General features: G+C 68.3%; 15 protein-coding genes and 1 pseudogene. 10 read left to right on the top strand and 6 right to left on the bottom strand.

Annotated elements, in window-relative coordinates; all coding sequences use genetic code 11:
* Positions 1-130: 130 nt before the first annotated feature.
* The gene (locus tag ACHMXA_RS01210; protein WP_093058675.1) at positions 131-556 is read right to left on the bottom strand and encodes an organic hydroperoxide resistance protein; all 426 of its coding nucleotides are present in this window, start codon (positions 554-556) and stop codon (positions 131-133) included.
* Between the two features lie 105 nt (positions 557-661).
* On the bottom strand, positions 662-1,117 hold the full coding sequence (locus tag ACHMXA_RS01205; RefSeq protein WP_176665054.1) for a MarR family winged helix-turn-helix transcriptional regulator: 456 nt from the start codon (positions 1,115-1,117) through the stop codon (positions 662-664).
* A 195-nt stretch (positions 1,118-1,312) separates the two neighbouring features.
* On the opposite strand from ACHMXA_RS01205, the gene ACHMXA_RS01200 reads away from it, so the two are divergent.
* On the top strand, positions 1,313-2,368 hold the full coding sequence (locus ACHMXA_RS01200) for a MerR family transcriptional regulator (RefSeq protein WP_395317811.1): 1,056 nt from the start codon (positions 1,313-1,315) through the stop codon (positions 2,366-2,368).
* On the opposite strand, the gene ACHMXA_RS01195 is transcribed toward ACHMXA_RS01200, so the two are convergent.
* Together ACHMXA_RS01195 and ACHMXA_RS01190 are read right to left on the bottom strand one after the other, a co-directional pair.
* A complete protein-coding gene (locus ACHMXA_RS01195; protein WP_395317809.1) occupies positions 2,358-3,188 on the bottom strand; it encodes an ABC transporter permease in 831 nt (276 codons plus the stop codon). The genes ACHMXA_RS01200 and ACHMXA_RS01195 overlap by 11 nt on opposite strands.
* A gap of 3 nt (positions 3,189-3,191) precedes the next feature.
* The gene (locus ACHMXA_RS01190; RefSeq protein ID WP_395317807.1) at positions 3,192-4,139 is read right to left on the bottom strand and encodes an ATP-binding cassette domain-containing protein; all 948 of its coding nucleotides are present in this window, start codon (positions 4,137-4,139) and stop codon (positions 3,192-3,194) included.
* A gap of 64 nt (positions 4,140-4,203) precedes the next feature.
* On the opposite strand from ACHMXA_RS01190, the gene ACHMXA_RS01185 reads away from it, so the two are divergent.
* The 5 genes from ACHMXA_RS01185 (at position 4,204) to ACHMXA_RS01165 (ending at position 7,685) form a co-directional block, all read left to right on the top strand.
* Complete coding sequence (locus ACHMXA_RS01185) at positions 4,204-4,569, top strand: hypothetical protein (protein WP_395317805.1); 366 nt, start codon at positions 4,204-4,206, stop codon at positions 4,567-4,569.
* Positions 4,570-4,667: 98 nt separating this feature from the next.
* The gene (locus ACHMXA_RS01180; RefSeq protein WP_395317803.1) at positions 4,668-5,510 is read left to right on the top strand and encodes a hypothetical protein; all 843 of its coding nucleotides are present in this window, start codon (positions 4,668-4,670) and stop codon (positions 5,508-5,510) included.
* Positions 5,507-6,196 carry a hypothetical protein gene (locus ACHMXA_RS01175; RefSeq protein ID WP_395317801.1) on the top strand — a complete coding sequence of 230 codons (690 nt, stop codon included), beginning with the start codon at positions 5,507-5,509 and terminating at the stop codon, positions 6,194-6,196. Before ACHMXA_RS01180 ends, ACHMXA_RS01175 begins: the two co-directional genes overlap by 4 nt.
* Positions 6,193-6,795 (top strand): hypothetical protein, encoded by a 603-nt coding sequence (locus tag ACHMXA_RS01170; RefSeq protein WP_395317799.1) that lies wholly within the window; start codon positions 6,193-6,195, stop codon positions 6,793-6,795. Before ACHMXA_RS01175 ends, ACHMXA_RS01170 begins: the two co-directional genes overlap by 4 nt.
* Positions 6,792-7,685 (top strand): nucleotidyl transferase AbiEii/AbiGii toxin family protein, encoded by an 894-nt coding sequence (locus ACHMXA_RS01165; protein WP_395317797.1) that lies wholly within the window; start codon positions 6,792-6,794, stop codon positions 7,683-7,685. Before ACHMXA_RS01170 ends, ACHMXA_RS01165 begins: the two co-directional genes overlap by 4 nt.
* Positions 7,686-7,792: 107 nt before the next feature.
* Here ACHMXA_RS01165 and ACHMXA_RS01160 read toward each other — a convergent pair whose 3' ends face one another.
* Complete coding sequence (locus tag ACHMXA_RS01160; protein WP_395317795.1) at positions 7,793-8,683, bottom strand: LysR family transcriptional regulator; 891 nt, start codon at positions 8,681-8,683, stop codon at positions 7,793-7,795.
* Positions 8,684-8,799: 116 nt separating this feature from the next.
* Between ACHMXA_RS01160 and ACHMXA_RS01155 the strand changes: the two are divergent.
* Positions 8,800-9,453: pseudogene (locus ACHMXA_RS01155) on the top strand (glutathione S-transferase family protein); the annotation flags it as partial.
* 7 nt (positions 9,454-9,460) lie between these two features.
* Positions 9,461-10,453 (top strand): pyridoxamine 5'-phosphate oxidase family protein, encoded by a 993-nt coding sequence (locus ACHMXA_RS01150; protein WP_395317793.1) that lies wholly within the window; start codon positions 9,461-9,463, stop codon positions 10,451-10,453.
* Here ACHMXA_RS01150 and ACHMXA_RS01145 read toward each other — a convergent pair.
* Positions 10,411-11,583, bottom strand: coding sequence for a cytochrome P450 (locus tag ACHMXA_RS01145; protein WP_395317791.1), 1,173 nt, complete (start codon positions 11,581-11,583; stop codon positions 10,411-10,413). The genes ACHMXA_RS01150 and ACHMXA_RS01145 overlap by 43 nt on opposite strands.
* A gap of 83 nt (positions 11,584-11,666) precedes the next feature.
* On the opposite strand from ACHMXA_RS01145, the gene ACHMXA_RS01140 reads away from it, so the two are divergent.
* Together ACHMXA_RS01140 and ACHMXA_RS01135 are read left to right on the top strand one after the other, a co-directional pair.
* On the top strand, positions 11,667-12,371 hold the full coding sequence (locus ACHMXA_RS01140; protein WP_395317789.1) for an ArsR/SmtB family transcription factor: 705 nt from the start codon (positions 11,667-11,669) through the stop codon (positions 12,369-12,371).
* Between the two features lie 248 nt (positions 12,372-12,619).
* Entirely contained in the window at positions 12,620-13,552 is a 933-nt protein-coding gene (locus tag ACHMXA_RS01135) for a hypothetical protein (RefSeq protein ID WP_395317787.1), read from the top strand.
* Positions 13,553-13,586 lie beyond the last annotated feature (34 nt).

The following is a 13,586-nucleotide window of genomic DNA, read 5'->3' as shown; positions in this document are numbered from 1 at the left end:
CGTTAGCCAAGCTTGATGAAAGGCGCCATCGCGCGGCGGCTTCCGGCGTCACCCGTGAGACATCGGCGGGCATGAAAAAAGCGGCCCGGCTTGTGGCCGGACCGCTTCTTTCTTCATGTGCGCCGTGGGCTCAGGCAATCGTCAGTTCGACGTCGATGTTGCCGCGGGTCGCGTTCGAGTACGGGCAGACCTGGTGAGCCGTGTCGACCAGCTTCTGCTTGGCGTCGGCATCCAGGCCCGGCAGCGTGATCGCCAGCTTCACGGCGATGCCGTAGGCGGCGCCGCCGTTCGTCGGGCCGAGGGAAACGCTGGAGTCGATGGCGACGTCTTCAGGCACCTTCACGCCGATCTTCGGGCCGACGGCCTTCATCGCGCCGATGAAGCAGGCGGCATAGCCGACCGCGAACAGCTGCTCGGGGTTGGTACCGGGCTTGCCGGAACCGGGCGAGCTCAGCTTGACGTCGATGGCGCCGTCGCTGGACTTGCCTGCGCCGTCACGGCCGCCGACCGTGTGGGCTTCTGCGGTGTAGAGCACTTTGTCGAGCTTGGTGGTCATGGTGATTCCTTTGGTGGTGATGAAGTTGAAGGGAGGGTGGTGAAAAGGCTTCGTTCTTTTTCCTTGCGGAGGCCGACCGGAGCGGGAGAAACATGTCGCGTTGCGTCAGGCCGCCTTCTTGATGCGGTCGCGCAGCGTCTGGATCTGCTGGGTGAGCGAGATCAGCTCGGGCACCGAGCACTCGGCGGCGGCCATCAGGCAGGCCGGCACGTTCGATGCGCGGCTCTTGAGCCTGCGGCCCGCGGCGGTCAGCGTGATGTGCACACGGCGCTCGTCGGCCACGTCGCGCACGCGGGCCACGTAGCCGTTGGCCTCCAGGCGCTTGAGCAGCGGCGTGAGCGTGCCCGAGTCGAGCGAGAGGCGCTCGCCGAGCTCGGAGACCATGAGGCCGTCCTGCTCCCAGAGGGCGAGCATTACCAGGTATTGGGGGTAGGTGAGCTGAAGCTTTTCCAGCACCGGCTTGTACAGCCGGGTCATGGCCAGCGAGGCCGAATACACGGCAAAGCACAGCTGGTTGTCCAGCTTGAGCATTTCGTCGGCGGAGACTTGGGTGGAACGCATGGGCTGAATTGTAGCGAGCAATTAAATTGTGTGCAACCTAATTTGCAAGCATCGGTTTCGGCAGAGGCTACAGTCGCCCGGGAACGGGGCATTCTGAACCCGCGAGGCTCATGGGCCAAATCTTTCGGTTCCACCTGTTGACCCGGCCCCAGGGGCAGGTCTTAAAAAGAGAGACTGTCGAAAAAGGTTCTCTTCATGCCATCCACCACCCGCTTTCTCAGCCCATCGGAAGCCGCCAAGCGGCTCGGCGTTTCGGCCAAGGCCTTGCGGCTCTACGAGCAGCGCGGACTCGTGGCGCCCGGCCGGACCGACGCGGGATGGCGTACCTACGGCCGCGAGGAGCTCGACCGTGCCGCGAAGGTCGTCGCGCTGCGCGCTCTCGGCTTCAGCCTCGCGCAGGTGGAACGCGTGCTGGGCGGCAATTCCAGCGGCCTGGAGCCGACGCTCGCGGCGCACCAGGCAGCGCTGGAATCGCAGCTGCGCCAGCTTGCCGACACGGTCGACAAGGTCCGCGGCCTGCGAAGCGACCTGATGCAAGGCCGTGCGCCGACCATCGACGAGTTGATGAGCCTGCGGGCGCCGGCGCGCGAAGTCCGCGTCGCATTCGAACTCCCGTGGCCCTGGGGCGGAGAGCTCTTCGAGTTGCGTGACATCCGCTCGCTGAACTACATCATCGGCCCGCTGGGCAGCGGCAAGACCCGGTTCGCGCACAGCCTCGCGCAGGCGCTGCCCGACGCTGTCTTTGTGGGGCTGCAGAGGCTCGAGGAAGCCGGGATGGCGGAAGCGAAAACAAGGCTGCGCGCCGACTGCTGGTTGAAGCCGAAAGTAGACGAGGCCATAGCCTGGCTCATCGAAGACGGTGCCGCGCCATCGGACGCCCTGCTGATACTGCTCGCCGCGCTCGAAGCCGAAGGCTCCACCACCCTGATCGTCGACATGATCGAGCAAGGCCTCGACCGGCCGACACAGGAGGCACTGATCGCATGGCTGCGCAGAAGAGGCTCGGCCGCGCGGCCCGTCTTCATGCTCACCCGCTCCTGCGCGATCCTCGACCTGTCCGCCGTGGGCCCTGACGAAACCATCATCCTCTGCCCGGCCAACCACAGCCCGCCGATGCAGGTAGCGCCGCATCCCGGTGCGCCGGGCTACGAATCCGTTGCCACCTGCCTGGCTTCGCCCGAGGTCCGCGCCCGAACGGCGGGAGTCATCGCGTGGCGGCCGCCCGGCGGCCTCGAGCCCGCTATGCCCTGAACCGCTTGCGCGTCAGCGACAGCGCGATCCAGAACGACGCCACCGCATACACCGCCAGCACCACCGCGTGCACCCACCAGCCGGCCGGCCACTGGTCCATGAAGAGAGGCCGCACCAGCGCCACAGCGTTCGTCAGCGGCAGCCACGCGGCCACGGCCTGCACGGCGGTGGGCAGTTGCTCCAGCGGAAAGAACACGCCGCTCAGGAACATCATCGGCGTCATGAACAGCGTGAAGTAATAAGTGAAGAAGTCGTAGCCCTTGGCCAGCGCGTTGAAGATCAGCGCGATCGACGAGAAGGTGATGCCCGCGCCGATCAGCACCATCCACGCGACCACGAGCTTCGGGCTGTGGCTGATGCCCAGCCCGAGCATCACGAACAGGATCGCCGTCACCGTGAAGATCGACTTGAACGCCGCCCACAGCATCTCCGCCAGCACGATGTCGTCGAGACCTACGGGCGCGTTCATGATGCCGTCCCAGGTCTTCTGCACGTGCATGCGCGAGAAGGCCGAGTACAGCGCCTCGAAGCTCGCCGCGTTCATCGCGCTCATGCAGATCGAACCGCTCGCGAGGAACAGGATGTACGGCACCTTCGTGCCGTCGACCGACACCTGCCCCACCAGCGCGCCCATACCGTAGCCGAAGGCCACGAGCCAGATCAGCGGCTCGGCGATGTTGCCGATCAGGCTCGGAATGGCGAGCTTGCGCCACACCAGCAGGTTGCGCAGGAACACGGGCCACCAGCGCGGCGAAAGCTCGGGCGGGCGCCATGGTGAGGGCGAAGAGGGAGCGCTTGTTGTTGCTGTCGTCGTGTTCATTGTTCAGCCGTCCTCGCGGATCTGGCGACCCGTGAGCTTGAGGAAAAGGTCTTCGAGATTCGCGGGCCGATGGAATGTGCGCAATCCGCCGTGGCGGGTCAGCGCGTCGAGAAGCCGCCGCGCGTCCTGCGTGTAGAAGAACACCGTCTCGCCGCTGACCTCCACGCGCGCCGCCATCGCCTTCAGCTCGGCCGATTCGGCCAGCGACAGCGCGCCGTTGCCGTACACCTCGACCACGTCGGGCTCCAGGTGCTCGGCGATGAGGTCGCGCGGGCGGCCCTCGGCGATCTTGCGGCCGTGGTCCAGTACCAGCAGGCGCGAGCACAGGCGCTCGGCCTCGTCCATGAAGTGCGTGGTCAGCAGGATCGACTTGCCCTGCTGCAGCAGCACCTGCAGCCGCTCCCACATCAGGTGCCGCGCCTGCGGGTCGAGGCCGGTGGTCGGCTCGTCGAGCAGCAGCAGCTTCGGGTCGTTGACCAATGCGCGCGCCAGCGACAGCCGCCGCCGCATGCCGCCCGAGAGCTCGCCCGGCTTCGCATCTGCCTTGTGCGACAGCGCCGCGAATTCCAGAAGCTGCGGTACGCGCGCGCGGACCTGCGCCTTGCCGAAGCCGAAGTAACGGCCGTACACCACGAGGTTCTCGGCGCAGCTGAAGTCGGGGTCGAGCGTGTCGAACTGCGACACCACGCCGAGCTGCGCCTTGATCGCCAGCGCATCGCGCGGCATCTGCAGCCCGAGCGCGGAGATCTCGCCGCCGTCGGGGGCGGTGAGGCCCAGACACATGCGGATGGTGGTGGTCTTGCCCGCGCCGTTCGGGCCGATCACGCCCAGGCATTCGCCGGGTGCGATCTCGAACGAGAGGTCGTCCACGACCGTCGCGTCTCCATAGCGCTTGTGCAGGTGGCTTGCGTGGAAAAGGGGAGGCGGTGTGGAGAAATGTGTAGGCGGCACGCGGCCATTCTGACGCAGCCGCGCGGCGGGCGTCCCATCGCTTCAATCGATGGACAATCCGCCGATGTCCAGAGCAATTTCATCCTGGTGCGTGGCGGGCCTTGCCGCGCTGGCAGTCCAGGCCGTGGCGGCGGCACCGGCCGACAGCCGCAAGTGCGGGGAGCTTCATGCGGTTGCGAATGCGAGCCCTGGCTTCGTTCCGCGCTACGGCGCTGTCGTCGTCGGCACCGGCCGGGCCCGCCTGTACACGGCGCCCGACGCCGCCTGCGACAGCGGCCGCTTCCTGATCCCCAAGGACCGCGTCACCGTCTACACGCCATACAAGGAGTGGGTTCAGGTGCTGTTCATCCACCCGAAAACGGGCGAGGACACTATGGGTTGGATTCTCGACAGCCGCCTGAAGACGACCGGCACCATGGGCCCTCGATAACCCGGGGCGGACCACGCTCCCGGCAGCGGCAAAATCGCCGCACCCATCGACAGAGGGATGAATGAGCCAATGGCATTTGACACGGGGGAGAGCCTAGGATGCTGCGTTTCTGGCTGGCGCTGACGGCGTTGCTGCTGCTCGGCGCCTGCGCGCCGTTTCACAGGCCCCTGGCGGCCGCGGACCGCAACAAGGTCCAGGAGGTCGACCTGCGCGTCGTCGTCGCGCAGGAGAGCTTCATGTTCTCTGCCCAGCCGCCGGGCGTGAGTGCCGCCACCGGCGGCGGGCTCGTCGGCGCGCTCATCGACTCTTCGGTGCAGCAGTCGCGCCAGAAGGAGATGAGCGCCGAGGTGCAGGCCATCGTCGGCCCGCTGCTCGACTACGACTACCGTACCGAGGCCGCCCGGGCGCTCGAGGCGCAGCTGGCCGAGCCGAGTTCGTTTCCGCTGAAGATCCGCTCCTCGGAGCTGCTTCCCGCCATGCCGGTCAAGGCAGAGCACGAGGCCCGCATCGCCGCCACGAAGAACGGCCCCGCCTACATGGTGCTGTTGCTGCAATACGCGCTGGAGCCCGGGCTGGGCGCATTCACCACGCGCACCTCGGCCCTTCTCTGGCAGGACGGCAGGAGCGAGCCCTCGTACCGCGCGGCCGTCATCTTCCAGACGCCGGTGGGCGGCGTCGCGCGTGCCGCCGTCATACGCCGCCTCACCGCCGACGACGGGCAGGTGCTGCGCGGCGTGATGCGCGAGTCGATGGCCCAGACCTTGCAAGCGGTGGCGCTCGATGTCGCAGGCGTGCGTTCCGGTGCGGTGAAGACCGCACGCTTCAACGTCAACGGCTCCTGGGTGACGCTAGCCGGCCCGAGCTTCGACGAGCGGCCGGGACGCGTGCTGTTCCGCGACCAGGACGGTGCCCTCTACTCGGTCAGGAGCGCAGCCCCATGACGCCACGCCACGCATCGAGGGCCGCCGCCGCGCTCGGTGCCTTCTCCGTGCTTCTTGCCGCACCCGTCGCGTCGCATGCGCTGACCGAGACCGAGCCGCTTCCCATGGTGTACGAGCCGGCGCCGGAACCTGCGGAGCGGCCCAACAGCACACCGGTCGCACCGCTGCGCGTGGCGAGCGGCTGCACCCTGTACCTGCCGAAGATCGACGACGTGCGCCCTCACAAGGCCAGCGTCGGCAACCTGACCGTCATGATGCCTACGCTGCACGCCACGCCCTTGGCGGTGCAGTCCATCCAGGGCGGCGGCGACGCGAGTGCCTGGACACGCGGCGCGCTGCAGTCGGCAAGCCGCTACGGCCTGCGGGTCGCGACGGCCGCGCTGCCCGCGTCCGGCAATGCGCGGCAGGTGACGGCCGACGTGGCGTTGCGCCTGGCGCATTCGTGGTCGGCCGGCCTGAACCTGGTCTCGCACGTCGTGCTGCAGGCCACCTACCGCATGCCCGGCACCGAAGCCGTCGTGCGCCAGTACCACGGCATGGGCACGCGCACCAACTGGGCCAACGGCAACGGTGAATTCATGTCGGTGCTGAACCTCGGCATGGAAGAGGCGGTGCGCGGCATGGTCAGCGACACGGCCGCGCTGTGCGACGGCAAGCCCCTGCCCGCTCGGGTGGCCGCGCCATGAACACGATTCCACCGCTGCTGAAAGGCCGGCTCGAACTCCACCTGACCTGCGGTGCGATGGATGCCGCGCGGATTCCCTCCTTCGTCGAGGTGTGCGAGCAGGTGGGGCTCAAGCCGCTGCTGATCGACCTCGCCCACGGCGAGCAGAAGCAGCAGCCCATGGCCACCACCTGGCTGCGCGGCGACCTGGCCGAGGCGAAGGCCGAGGCGATGGCGCTCGCGCAATGGCTGGCGCGCGCGGGCATGGCCGTGCTGCGCGTGAAGGTGGAGGCTCCCATCCAGGGCCACGAATGCCTGAGCCGGCCCGGCGAGTATTTCGAATGGCACGGCAAGCTGCGGGTGCACGACGCCTCCGCGTTGCAGCACCTGTGCGAGACGCACGGCGCGCGCCTCTCGCGCAACAGCCTGAAGGGCGAGACGGACGTGCGCTTCGTCACCCTGCGCAGCCGCGAACCGCTGGACGGGTTCAGGGCACGCGTCGCGGCACTGGCCGGGCAGCTGGAGCGCCAGGGCTGGCCGCTGCTCAAGCAGGAGACGGAGATCTGCCTGCTCGACAGCCGGGAGTCGATGGACGCGGGATGGCTGGAAGCCTCGGCATGACCCTGCCGGTGACGCAGGCCGGCATCGAGAACGAAGCCCGGCGGACCGGGGCGACGGTCGAGCAGGCGCGCGAGCTCGTTCTGCTGGAAGGTTTCATGCGCCGCGCGGCATGGGTGGGTGGCCCTTTCATGCTCAAGGGCAGCCTCGTCACGCGCCAATACCTGAGCGGGCCGGGGCAGGACAACGAACGCTTGTCGCGCGACATCGACTGGGTGTGCACCGAGCCCTTCGACCGCGAGCGCAGCGCCCGGCAGCTGAATACATGGGCGCAGTCCGTGACCACGGTGCACCTCGACGACGGCCTGCACTTCCGTCCGTTCATCGACAACGCGTTCTGGCGAATGATCGACTACGCCATGGACGACGACTTTCCCACCGTCAGCACCGACATTGACGGCTGCGTGCTCGACGGCGATTCGCAAACCCCGCTGCATCGCTTCCGGCTGGACGTGAGCTTCAACCTGAAGTTGGACCCTCCGCCCGTGCCGTTGCACTACCGGCCGTGTCTCGGCGAGGCGTTCCACTTGCCGAGCACTTGCGCGCTCGACCTGCAGATCGCCTGGAAGCTGCACCAGTGCCTGGTGCGGCCGCGCTTCAAGGACCTGCTCGACCTGATGTGGCTGGTGCCGCACAACGCCGTCGATGCCGATGCCGTCGGGCGCGCGCTGCGTACCGAGTGTGCTCAGGACAAGGCTGACATCGGGCGGCTGCGCTACCTGTTGAACGGCGATATGCCGCGGCACCCCCGAGTTTCCCGGCCAGCGCGCCGTGAAGACGATGGCACAGGCCTGGGAGTACTGGCGCCACGGACGCATGGCCAACAAGATGGGGCAATGGCAGGTCTCGGTCCATATCGGCGAGCCGGCCAGCGTCTGCGTGTCGCGCGTTGATGCACTGCCCGGCCAGCTCGAGGAGTTTCTGGCGCAAGTGCACGAAGCTTTGCACGGTCTGGTTGCAGCACTGCTGCCCGAGGCTTCGCAAAGCCGGCGCATCTTCCTCAAAGCCTGAGCCCGCCAAACTCCATCTTCATCCAGTCGATGAACGCCCGCGTGCGCGCCGGCAGCAGCCGCGCGTTCGGATAGATCACGCTCACCGGGCGCGGCGGCGGCTCGAAGTCTTCGAGCACCAGCTTCAGCCGCCCCTGCGCGACGTGCGGCATCACCTGGTACGAGAAGAAGGTGCCGAAGCCCATGCCTGCCGCACACGACTCGATGGCCGGCGCGAGGTGGTTGAACTCCAGCCAGTTGTCGGGCATCACGCTGATCGCCTTTGCGCCCTCGTAGAACTGCCAATGCGCCGGCGCGTCGACGCGGCCGCGCACGCAGGGTGCGCCGTTCAGCTCGCGCGGATGCGTCGGCGTGCCGTGCCGCGCCAGGTAGTCGGGGCTCGCGACCAGCACGCGGCGGATGGTGCCCATGGTCTGGGCGACGAGCGAGGAGTCTTCAAGCGGGCTGATGCGGATGCCTACGTCGATGCCCTCGTCGAGCAGGTTCACCGTGCGGTCGTACAGCCGCACGCTGCAGCGCACCTTCTCGTAGCGCTTCATGAAGCGCACGATGGCCGGCGCCACATACATGTGGCCGAAGAGCACCGGCGCGGTGATGGTGAGCTGGCCCGCCGGTTCGCGCGCCTCGGCCTTCAGCGCGAGGTCGGCTGCGTCGGCCGCGAGCAGCACCTCGCGCGCGCTGGGCAGGTAGCTGCGGCCTTCCTCGGTGAGCGAGAGGCGGCGCGTGGTGCGGTGAAAGAGGCGCACGCCCAGGTGGGCCTCCAGCGCGGCGAGGGAGCGCACCACCGCGGGCAGCGATGTGCCCAGCGCCTCGGCGGCGCGAGTCAGGCTGCCCTGGTCGGCAATCTGCACGAAGGTCTGCATGGCCTTGAAACGATCCATGGAGCGATTAAACCGGAAAACGCAGCAGTCAAATACGGGAATGGCTATTCATTCGATCCACGCAAGAGAGAAGAATCCAGCCCATGCCCCAACTCTTCGCAGAAAAGGAATCGTCCATGACCGCCGCCCGCCTCTCTCAACCTGTGCAGCCCATCAAGCTCTACGGCTCCGCCATCTCGGGCCACGTGCATCGCGTGCGGCTCTTCCTCGCGATGCTCGGGCTGCCCTTCGAGAGCGTCGAGATCGACATGCGCAAGCGCGAGAACCGCACGCCGGAGTTCCTGGCGCGCAATCCCTTCGGCCAGGTGCCGGTGATCGAGGACGGCGAGGTCACGCTGGCCGACTCCAACGCCATCCTGGTCTATCTCAACGAACGTTATGCGACCGATCCCTCGCGCTGGATGCCGCGCGATGCGGTCGGCGCGGCGCGCGTGCAGCGCTGGTTCTCGGTGGCGGCGGGTCCGTTGGCGTACGGTCCGGCGGCGGCGCGGGTCATCGCGCTGTTCGGCCATCCGGCCGACCCGACGGAGATCGTCAAGCGCTCGCACGCGCTGCTGTCGGTGATGGAAATGCACCTGGAGCAGCAGCCCTTCCTCGCGGGCCCGACCGCCACGCTGGCCGACATCGCAAACTACGCGTACGTGGCACGCGCGCCCGAAGGCAGCGTCTCGCTCGACGGCTATCCGAAGGTGCGCGAATGGCTCGGGCGCGTGGAGGCGCTGCCGGGCTTCGTGCCGATGGTGCGCACGCCCGCGGCCCCGCGGTGGGGGCCGGCTCATGATCGCCGCGCCTTTCCACGCGGGCGAGCGCGCGCTGCAGGCCCTGGCGGGCTCGCGCGAGCAGATGGAGGTCGCCGGGCCCCGCGTGATCCGCGACTACATGCCCGACCAGCATCGCGATTTCTTCGAGCTGCTGCCGTTCATCGTGGCCGGCAGCATCGACGAAAGCCTGCAGCCCTGGGCCAGCGTGCTCGCCGCGCCCGTCGGCTTCGTGCACTCGCCCGACCCCACGCACCTGCGCGTCGATGCGCTGCCGGCGGCGGATGATCCTCTTGTTGGCCAGCTGAAGCAGGGCGCCACGCTGGGCCTGCTCGGCATCCAGCCGCACACGCGGCGGCGCAACCGCATGAACGGCACGGTCGAGGCGCTCGACGATGCGGGCTTCATGGTCGCGGTGCAGCAGAGCTTCGGCAACTGCCCGCGCTACATCCAGGCGCGCGAGCCGGTGTTCGTGCCGCCGCGCGCCGGCGCGGCACCGCAGGCGCAGTGGCTCGACCGGCTCGACCTGGCGGCGCACCGCCTCATCGGCAGCGCCGACACGCTGTTCATCGCCACCGCCTATCCCGACGAGGCGGCGACAGGCGACGCGGCCGATGCGAGCTCGCATGGCGTCGACGTGTCGCATCGCGGCGGCCGGCCGGGCTTCGTGCGCATCGATGGCGACGACACGCTCACGCTGCCGGACTTCAACGGCAACCGCTTCTTCAACACGCTGGGCAACCTGGCGGCGCATCCGCGCGCCGGGCTGCTGTTCGTCGACTTCGACAGCGGCGACCTGCTGCATGTGGCGGCCACGGCCGAGATCATCTGGAACGGGCCCGAGGTGGACGCGTTCGAGGGGGCCGAGCGGCTGGTGCGTTTCCACGTCGAGCATGCGCTGCGCCGCCCGGGAGCGCTGCCGCTGCGCTGGGGCGAGGCGCAGCTGTCGCCGCACCTCGCGGGCACCGGTCAGTGGAACACCGGGATGCGGCCGTTGACCGACGGCCGGTAGCTCCAGCCGCGCAGGCGCTGCGCATCGAGGTCGAGGCCGCGATGCAGCAGCGTGCGCAGGCTGGCTGCCGCCAGCGTGCAGGCCAGTGCCTGTCCGGGACATGCGTGCATGCCGTGGCCGAAGCCGAGCATGCGGCGCCGTGCGCGCACCGGCATGAATCGGTCGGGCTCCGGATTGAAGGCCGGGTCGCGGTTGGCCGAGGCCAGCAGCACCAGCACCGCATCGCCCGCAGCCAGTTCGGTGCCGGCGATGGTGACGGCCTCGGCGGCGAAGCGCCGCGTGTTGTGCACCGACGGATCGTGCCGCGCGGTTTCCTCGACGATGGCCTGGAGGCCGTCGCGCGTGCCCGTCGAGGGCAGCAGCGAAGGCTCGCGCATCAGCGCGACCAGGCTGTTGCCGACCAGCCCCGCCGTGGCGTCGCAGGTCTGCGAAAGCAGGCCGGCGAGGTTCGCGAGCAGCGAGCGCGAAAGCGGCGCGTCGCCCGCGCTCTGCGCCAGCACGGCGGCGAGCAGCGTGCCGTGCCGGGGCGGCGTGCCGGCTGCCAGGATCTCGAAGCGTGTCATCAGCTCCGCGGCGGCGGTGCTCGCGCGCTGGAGCTGATCGGGCGTGGACAGCGGCGACAGGCAGGCCACGAAGTTGCGCATCCACCGGTCCACCTGCGGCAGCGCTTCGTCGGCAAAGCCGAGCAGGTGCGCGACGGTCTGCACGGGCATCGAGAACAGCGTATCGGACAGCGCCTGCTCCCGCGGCACGCGTTGCGCGACCTGCAGGGCGGCCGCATGAACAGCGTCGAGGTCGAGCCCGGCGAGCGCCCGCTGCAGCGCGGGCCGGTGCGCCTGATGCGCGGTGCCGTCGTTCATGCGCACCAGGTGGCCGAACACCTCGCCGGCGGGGCTCCCCGCGATGGCGCGCGTCACCGGCTCGGCGGCCGGCCTCACGCGCAGCGCGCCGTGGGCCTGCAGCACCTGCTCGACGACGTCGGCGCGGCTCGCAACCCAAAGGCGCAGCTTCTCGTTCCACGCGAGCGGCGGTCCGTCGCGAAGGGTCGCGTAGTACGGATACGGATCGGCGTGGGTGGCTGCCGCGACCGGATCGGCAGGCAGGGCGTAGTGCGTGGGGCTTGGGTTCATGAGCGCCAGTGTGCGATCGATGCGGCCGCCACACTTCGCCCGCGAACGAAGTGTGGCTTGCGCCGCCGTCTTAGGATGGGCGCATGGACGACACCCTTTCCTCCTCCGCCGACTTCCAGCTCGCCCGCCTGGCCGGTGCCATCGCCGAGCCGGCGCGCGCCCGCATGCTGAGCTGCCTGATGGACGGCCACGCACGCACCGCCACCGAGCTCGCCACCGTCGCCGAGGTGGCCGCATCCACCGCCAGCGCGCATCTGGCGCGCCTGAAGGAGGAACGGCTGGTCGACGTGATGGTGCAGGGCAAGCACCGCTACTTCCGCCTCGCCAACGACGACGTCGCCTCCGCGCTCGAAAGCCTGATGGTGGTGGCCGGCACGCCCCGCACGCCGCCGGCGCCCGAGTTCAAGCCCAGCACGCCCAGCCGCCTGCGCAGCGCGCGCACCTGCTACGACCACATGGCGGGCACCGCCGGCGTCGCGCTGCACGACCGGCTGCATGCGCAAGGCTGGCTCAGCGGGCTGCACAGCGGCTCGTACGAGCTCACGCCCGAAGGCGCGATCGCACTGGAAAGCCTGGGCGTGGAAATCGACGCCGTGCGCCGCTCGCGCCGCCGCTTCGCCTGCGCCTGCCTCGACTGGAGCGAGCGCCGCCCGCACCTGGGCGGCGCGCTGGGCGCGGCATGGCTGCAGTTGTCGCTGAAACGCGGATGGGCGAGGCAGGAGCTGGACGGGCGCGCGCTCACGCTGACGCCGAAGGCGCTGCGGGAGATGCCGGAGCTCTTCAGCTGATTCGAGGCCCGGGACGGTACATAGAAAAGCCGCTTTCCAGGGCCGGGGATGTCCCGATCTTGAAGGAAGGAGAGCCACTTATGATCCTCTCCAAAATTGGGAGGACGAGTCTGTGGCTACAAAGATTTGGGCAGCGCTGTGCTGCGTGGTTCTTGGTGCATGCGGTGGCGGGGGAGGCGGCGGAGGGGGCAGTGGCCTCACCGGATTTGCGATGCCCTCAGGCACGACGGCCCCGGCAGGTGGCGCAAATGCCGACCCTGGAACAAATCCCGCCGCGGGGCCGGGCTCCCCAAGCCGAACCTGTCGTGCAACCAGGTTCGGGGCCTGTCGCCGGTCCAGGTACGACCCCAGGAACAGATTCGTCACCAATCACCGGGCCTCAATCCGGGACGATCGTCACCCGCACCTACAAGCTCGGCAAGATCGAAGACAGCATCAGCCCCTTCGACCCGCGCTTTCGCGGACTTGTGCTGAACCAGCTGAACAGTCCCGCATTCTCCGGCTACTACTACACCGGCTCGTTCTACATGGCGACGGGCAACGCCATCTTCGGCAAGTCCTCATCCGAGGATGCCTACATCTGGTCGATGGACACGATCACTCCTCCCAGTGGGCACTCTGCCGCCAGTTTCGTCACGATGGCCTTGTTCATGGTTATTACCGACGGCACGCTGAAATCGCTCTTCGGCAAGCCAGCAGCGGAAACGGCGACCTACGAGTACATGAAGGTCGATATCGATAGCAACATTGCCAGCTCGCTGAGCCGCCTCAACGCGGCGGGCGCCCAGGGCTATTGCCGGCTGGCGAGTGGATCGTTCGACACCCTCATGATGCGGCAGAAGGGCGCAAGCGACGTGTGCACCTACGAGTCTCCGGCGCCGCGTTCGGCTTCGCTCCAGGAGTGGCTGGATCAACTCAATGGGATGGGGCTCAAGGGCTCCATACCCTTGATTCTCTATGGCACCACGCCGTACTACGTCAAGGTGAACGGGGCATCGACGAGCTATTACTACTACGCCGTCGACGAGCCGACAGGCGGCGACGAAAACAAGTACCTGGCCCTGCTCAATGCGGAAGGCGCCAAGGGTGCGACCTCCTATGAGTACGTCGCCAATGGCGGGGTCTCGCCGAAGCGGATATTCCGCATCGCCACGAACTGCAATCGCTGGTGGCTTTGCTGATCAAGCTCGGGCCTGTCCATGGGGCGTTCCTGAA

This window comes from Variovorax sp. UC74_104 (genome assembly GCF_044055375.1).
Lineage (GTDB): Bacteria > Pseudomonadota > Gammaproteobacteria > Burkholderiales > Burkholderiaceae_C > Variovorax.
Note: the sequence above shows the minus strand (reverse complement) of the source record. Positions and strands in the feature narration are given on the sequence as shown.

What these genes read in the sequence shown, in the direction of transcription:
- ACHMXA_RS01210 (WP_093058675.1), bottom strand. Translation starts at nt 556, where the DNA reads ATGACCACCAAGCTCGACAAAGTGCTCTACACCGCAGAAGCCCACACG.
- ACHMXA_RS01205 (WP_176665054.1), bottom strand. Translation starts at nt 1,117, where the DNA reads ATGCGTTCCACCCAAGTCTCCGCCGACGAAATGCTCAAGCTGGACAAC.
- ACHMXA_RS01200 (WP_395317811.1), top strand. Translation starts at nt 1,313, where the DNA reads ATGCCATCCACCACCCGCTTTCTCAGCCCATCGGAAGCCGCCAAGCGG.
- ACHMXA_RS01195 (WP_395317809.1), bottom strand. Translation starts at nt 3,188, where the DNA reads ATGAACACGACGACAGCAACAACAAGCGCTCCCTCTTCGCCCTCACCA.
- ACHMXA_RS01185 (WP_395317805.1), top strand. Translation starts at nt 4,204, where the DNA reads ATGTCCAGAGCAATTTCATCCTGGTGCGTGGCGGGCCTTGCCGCGCTG.
- ACHMXA_RS01180 (WP_395317803.1), top strand. Translation starts at nt 4,668, where the DNA reads ATGCTGCGTTTCTGGCTGGCGCTGACGGCGTTGCTGCTGCTCGGCGCC.
- ACHMXA_RS01175 (WP_395317801.1), top strand. Translation starts at nt 5,507, where the DNA reads ATGACGCCACGCCACGCATCGAGGGCCGCCGCCGCGCTCGGTGCCTTC.
- ACHMXA_RS01170 (WP_395317799.1), top strand. Translation starts at nt 6,193, where the DNA reads ATGAACACGATTCCACCGCTGCTGAAAGGCCGGCTCGAACTCCACCTG.
- ACHMXA_RS01165 (WP_395317797.1), top strand. Translation starts at nt 6,792, where the DNA reads ATGACCCTGCCGGTGACGCAGGCCGGCATCGAGAACGAAGCCCGGCGG.
- ACHMXA_RS01160 (WP_395317795.1), bottom strand. Translation starts at nt 8,683, where the DNA reads ATGGATCGTTTCAAGGCCATGCAGACCTTCGTGCAGATTGCCGACCAG.
- ACHMXA_RS01150 (WP_395317793.1), top strand. Translation starts at nt 9,461, where the DNA reads ATGATCGCCGCGCCTTTCCACGCGGGCGAGCGCGCGCTGCAGGCCCTG.
- ACHMXA_RS01145 (WP_395317791.1), bottom strand. Translation starts at nt 11,583, where the DNA reads ATGAACCCAAGCCCCACGCACTACGCCCTGCCTGCCGATCCGGTCGCG.
- ACHMXA_RS01140 (WP_395317789.1), top strand. Translation starts at nt 11,667, where the DNA reads ATGGACGACACCCTTTCCTCCTCCGCCGACTTCCAGCTCGCCCGCCTG.
- ACHMXA_RS01135 (WP_395317787.1), top strand. Translation starts at nt 12,620, where the DNA reads ATGCCGACCCTGGAACAAATCCCGCCGCGGGGCCGGGCTCCCCAAGCC.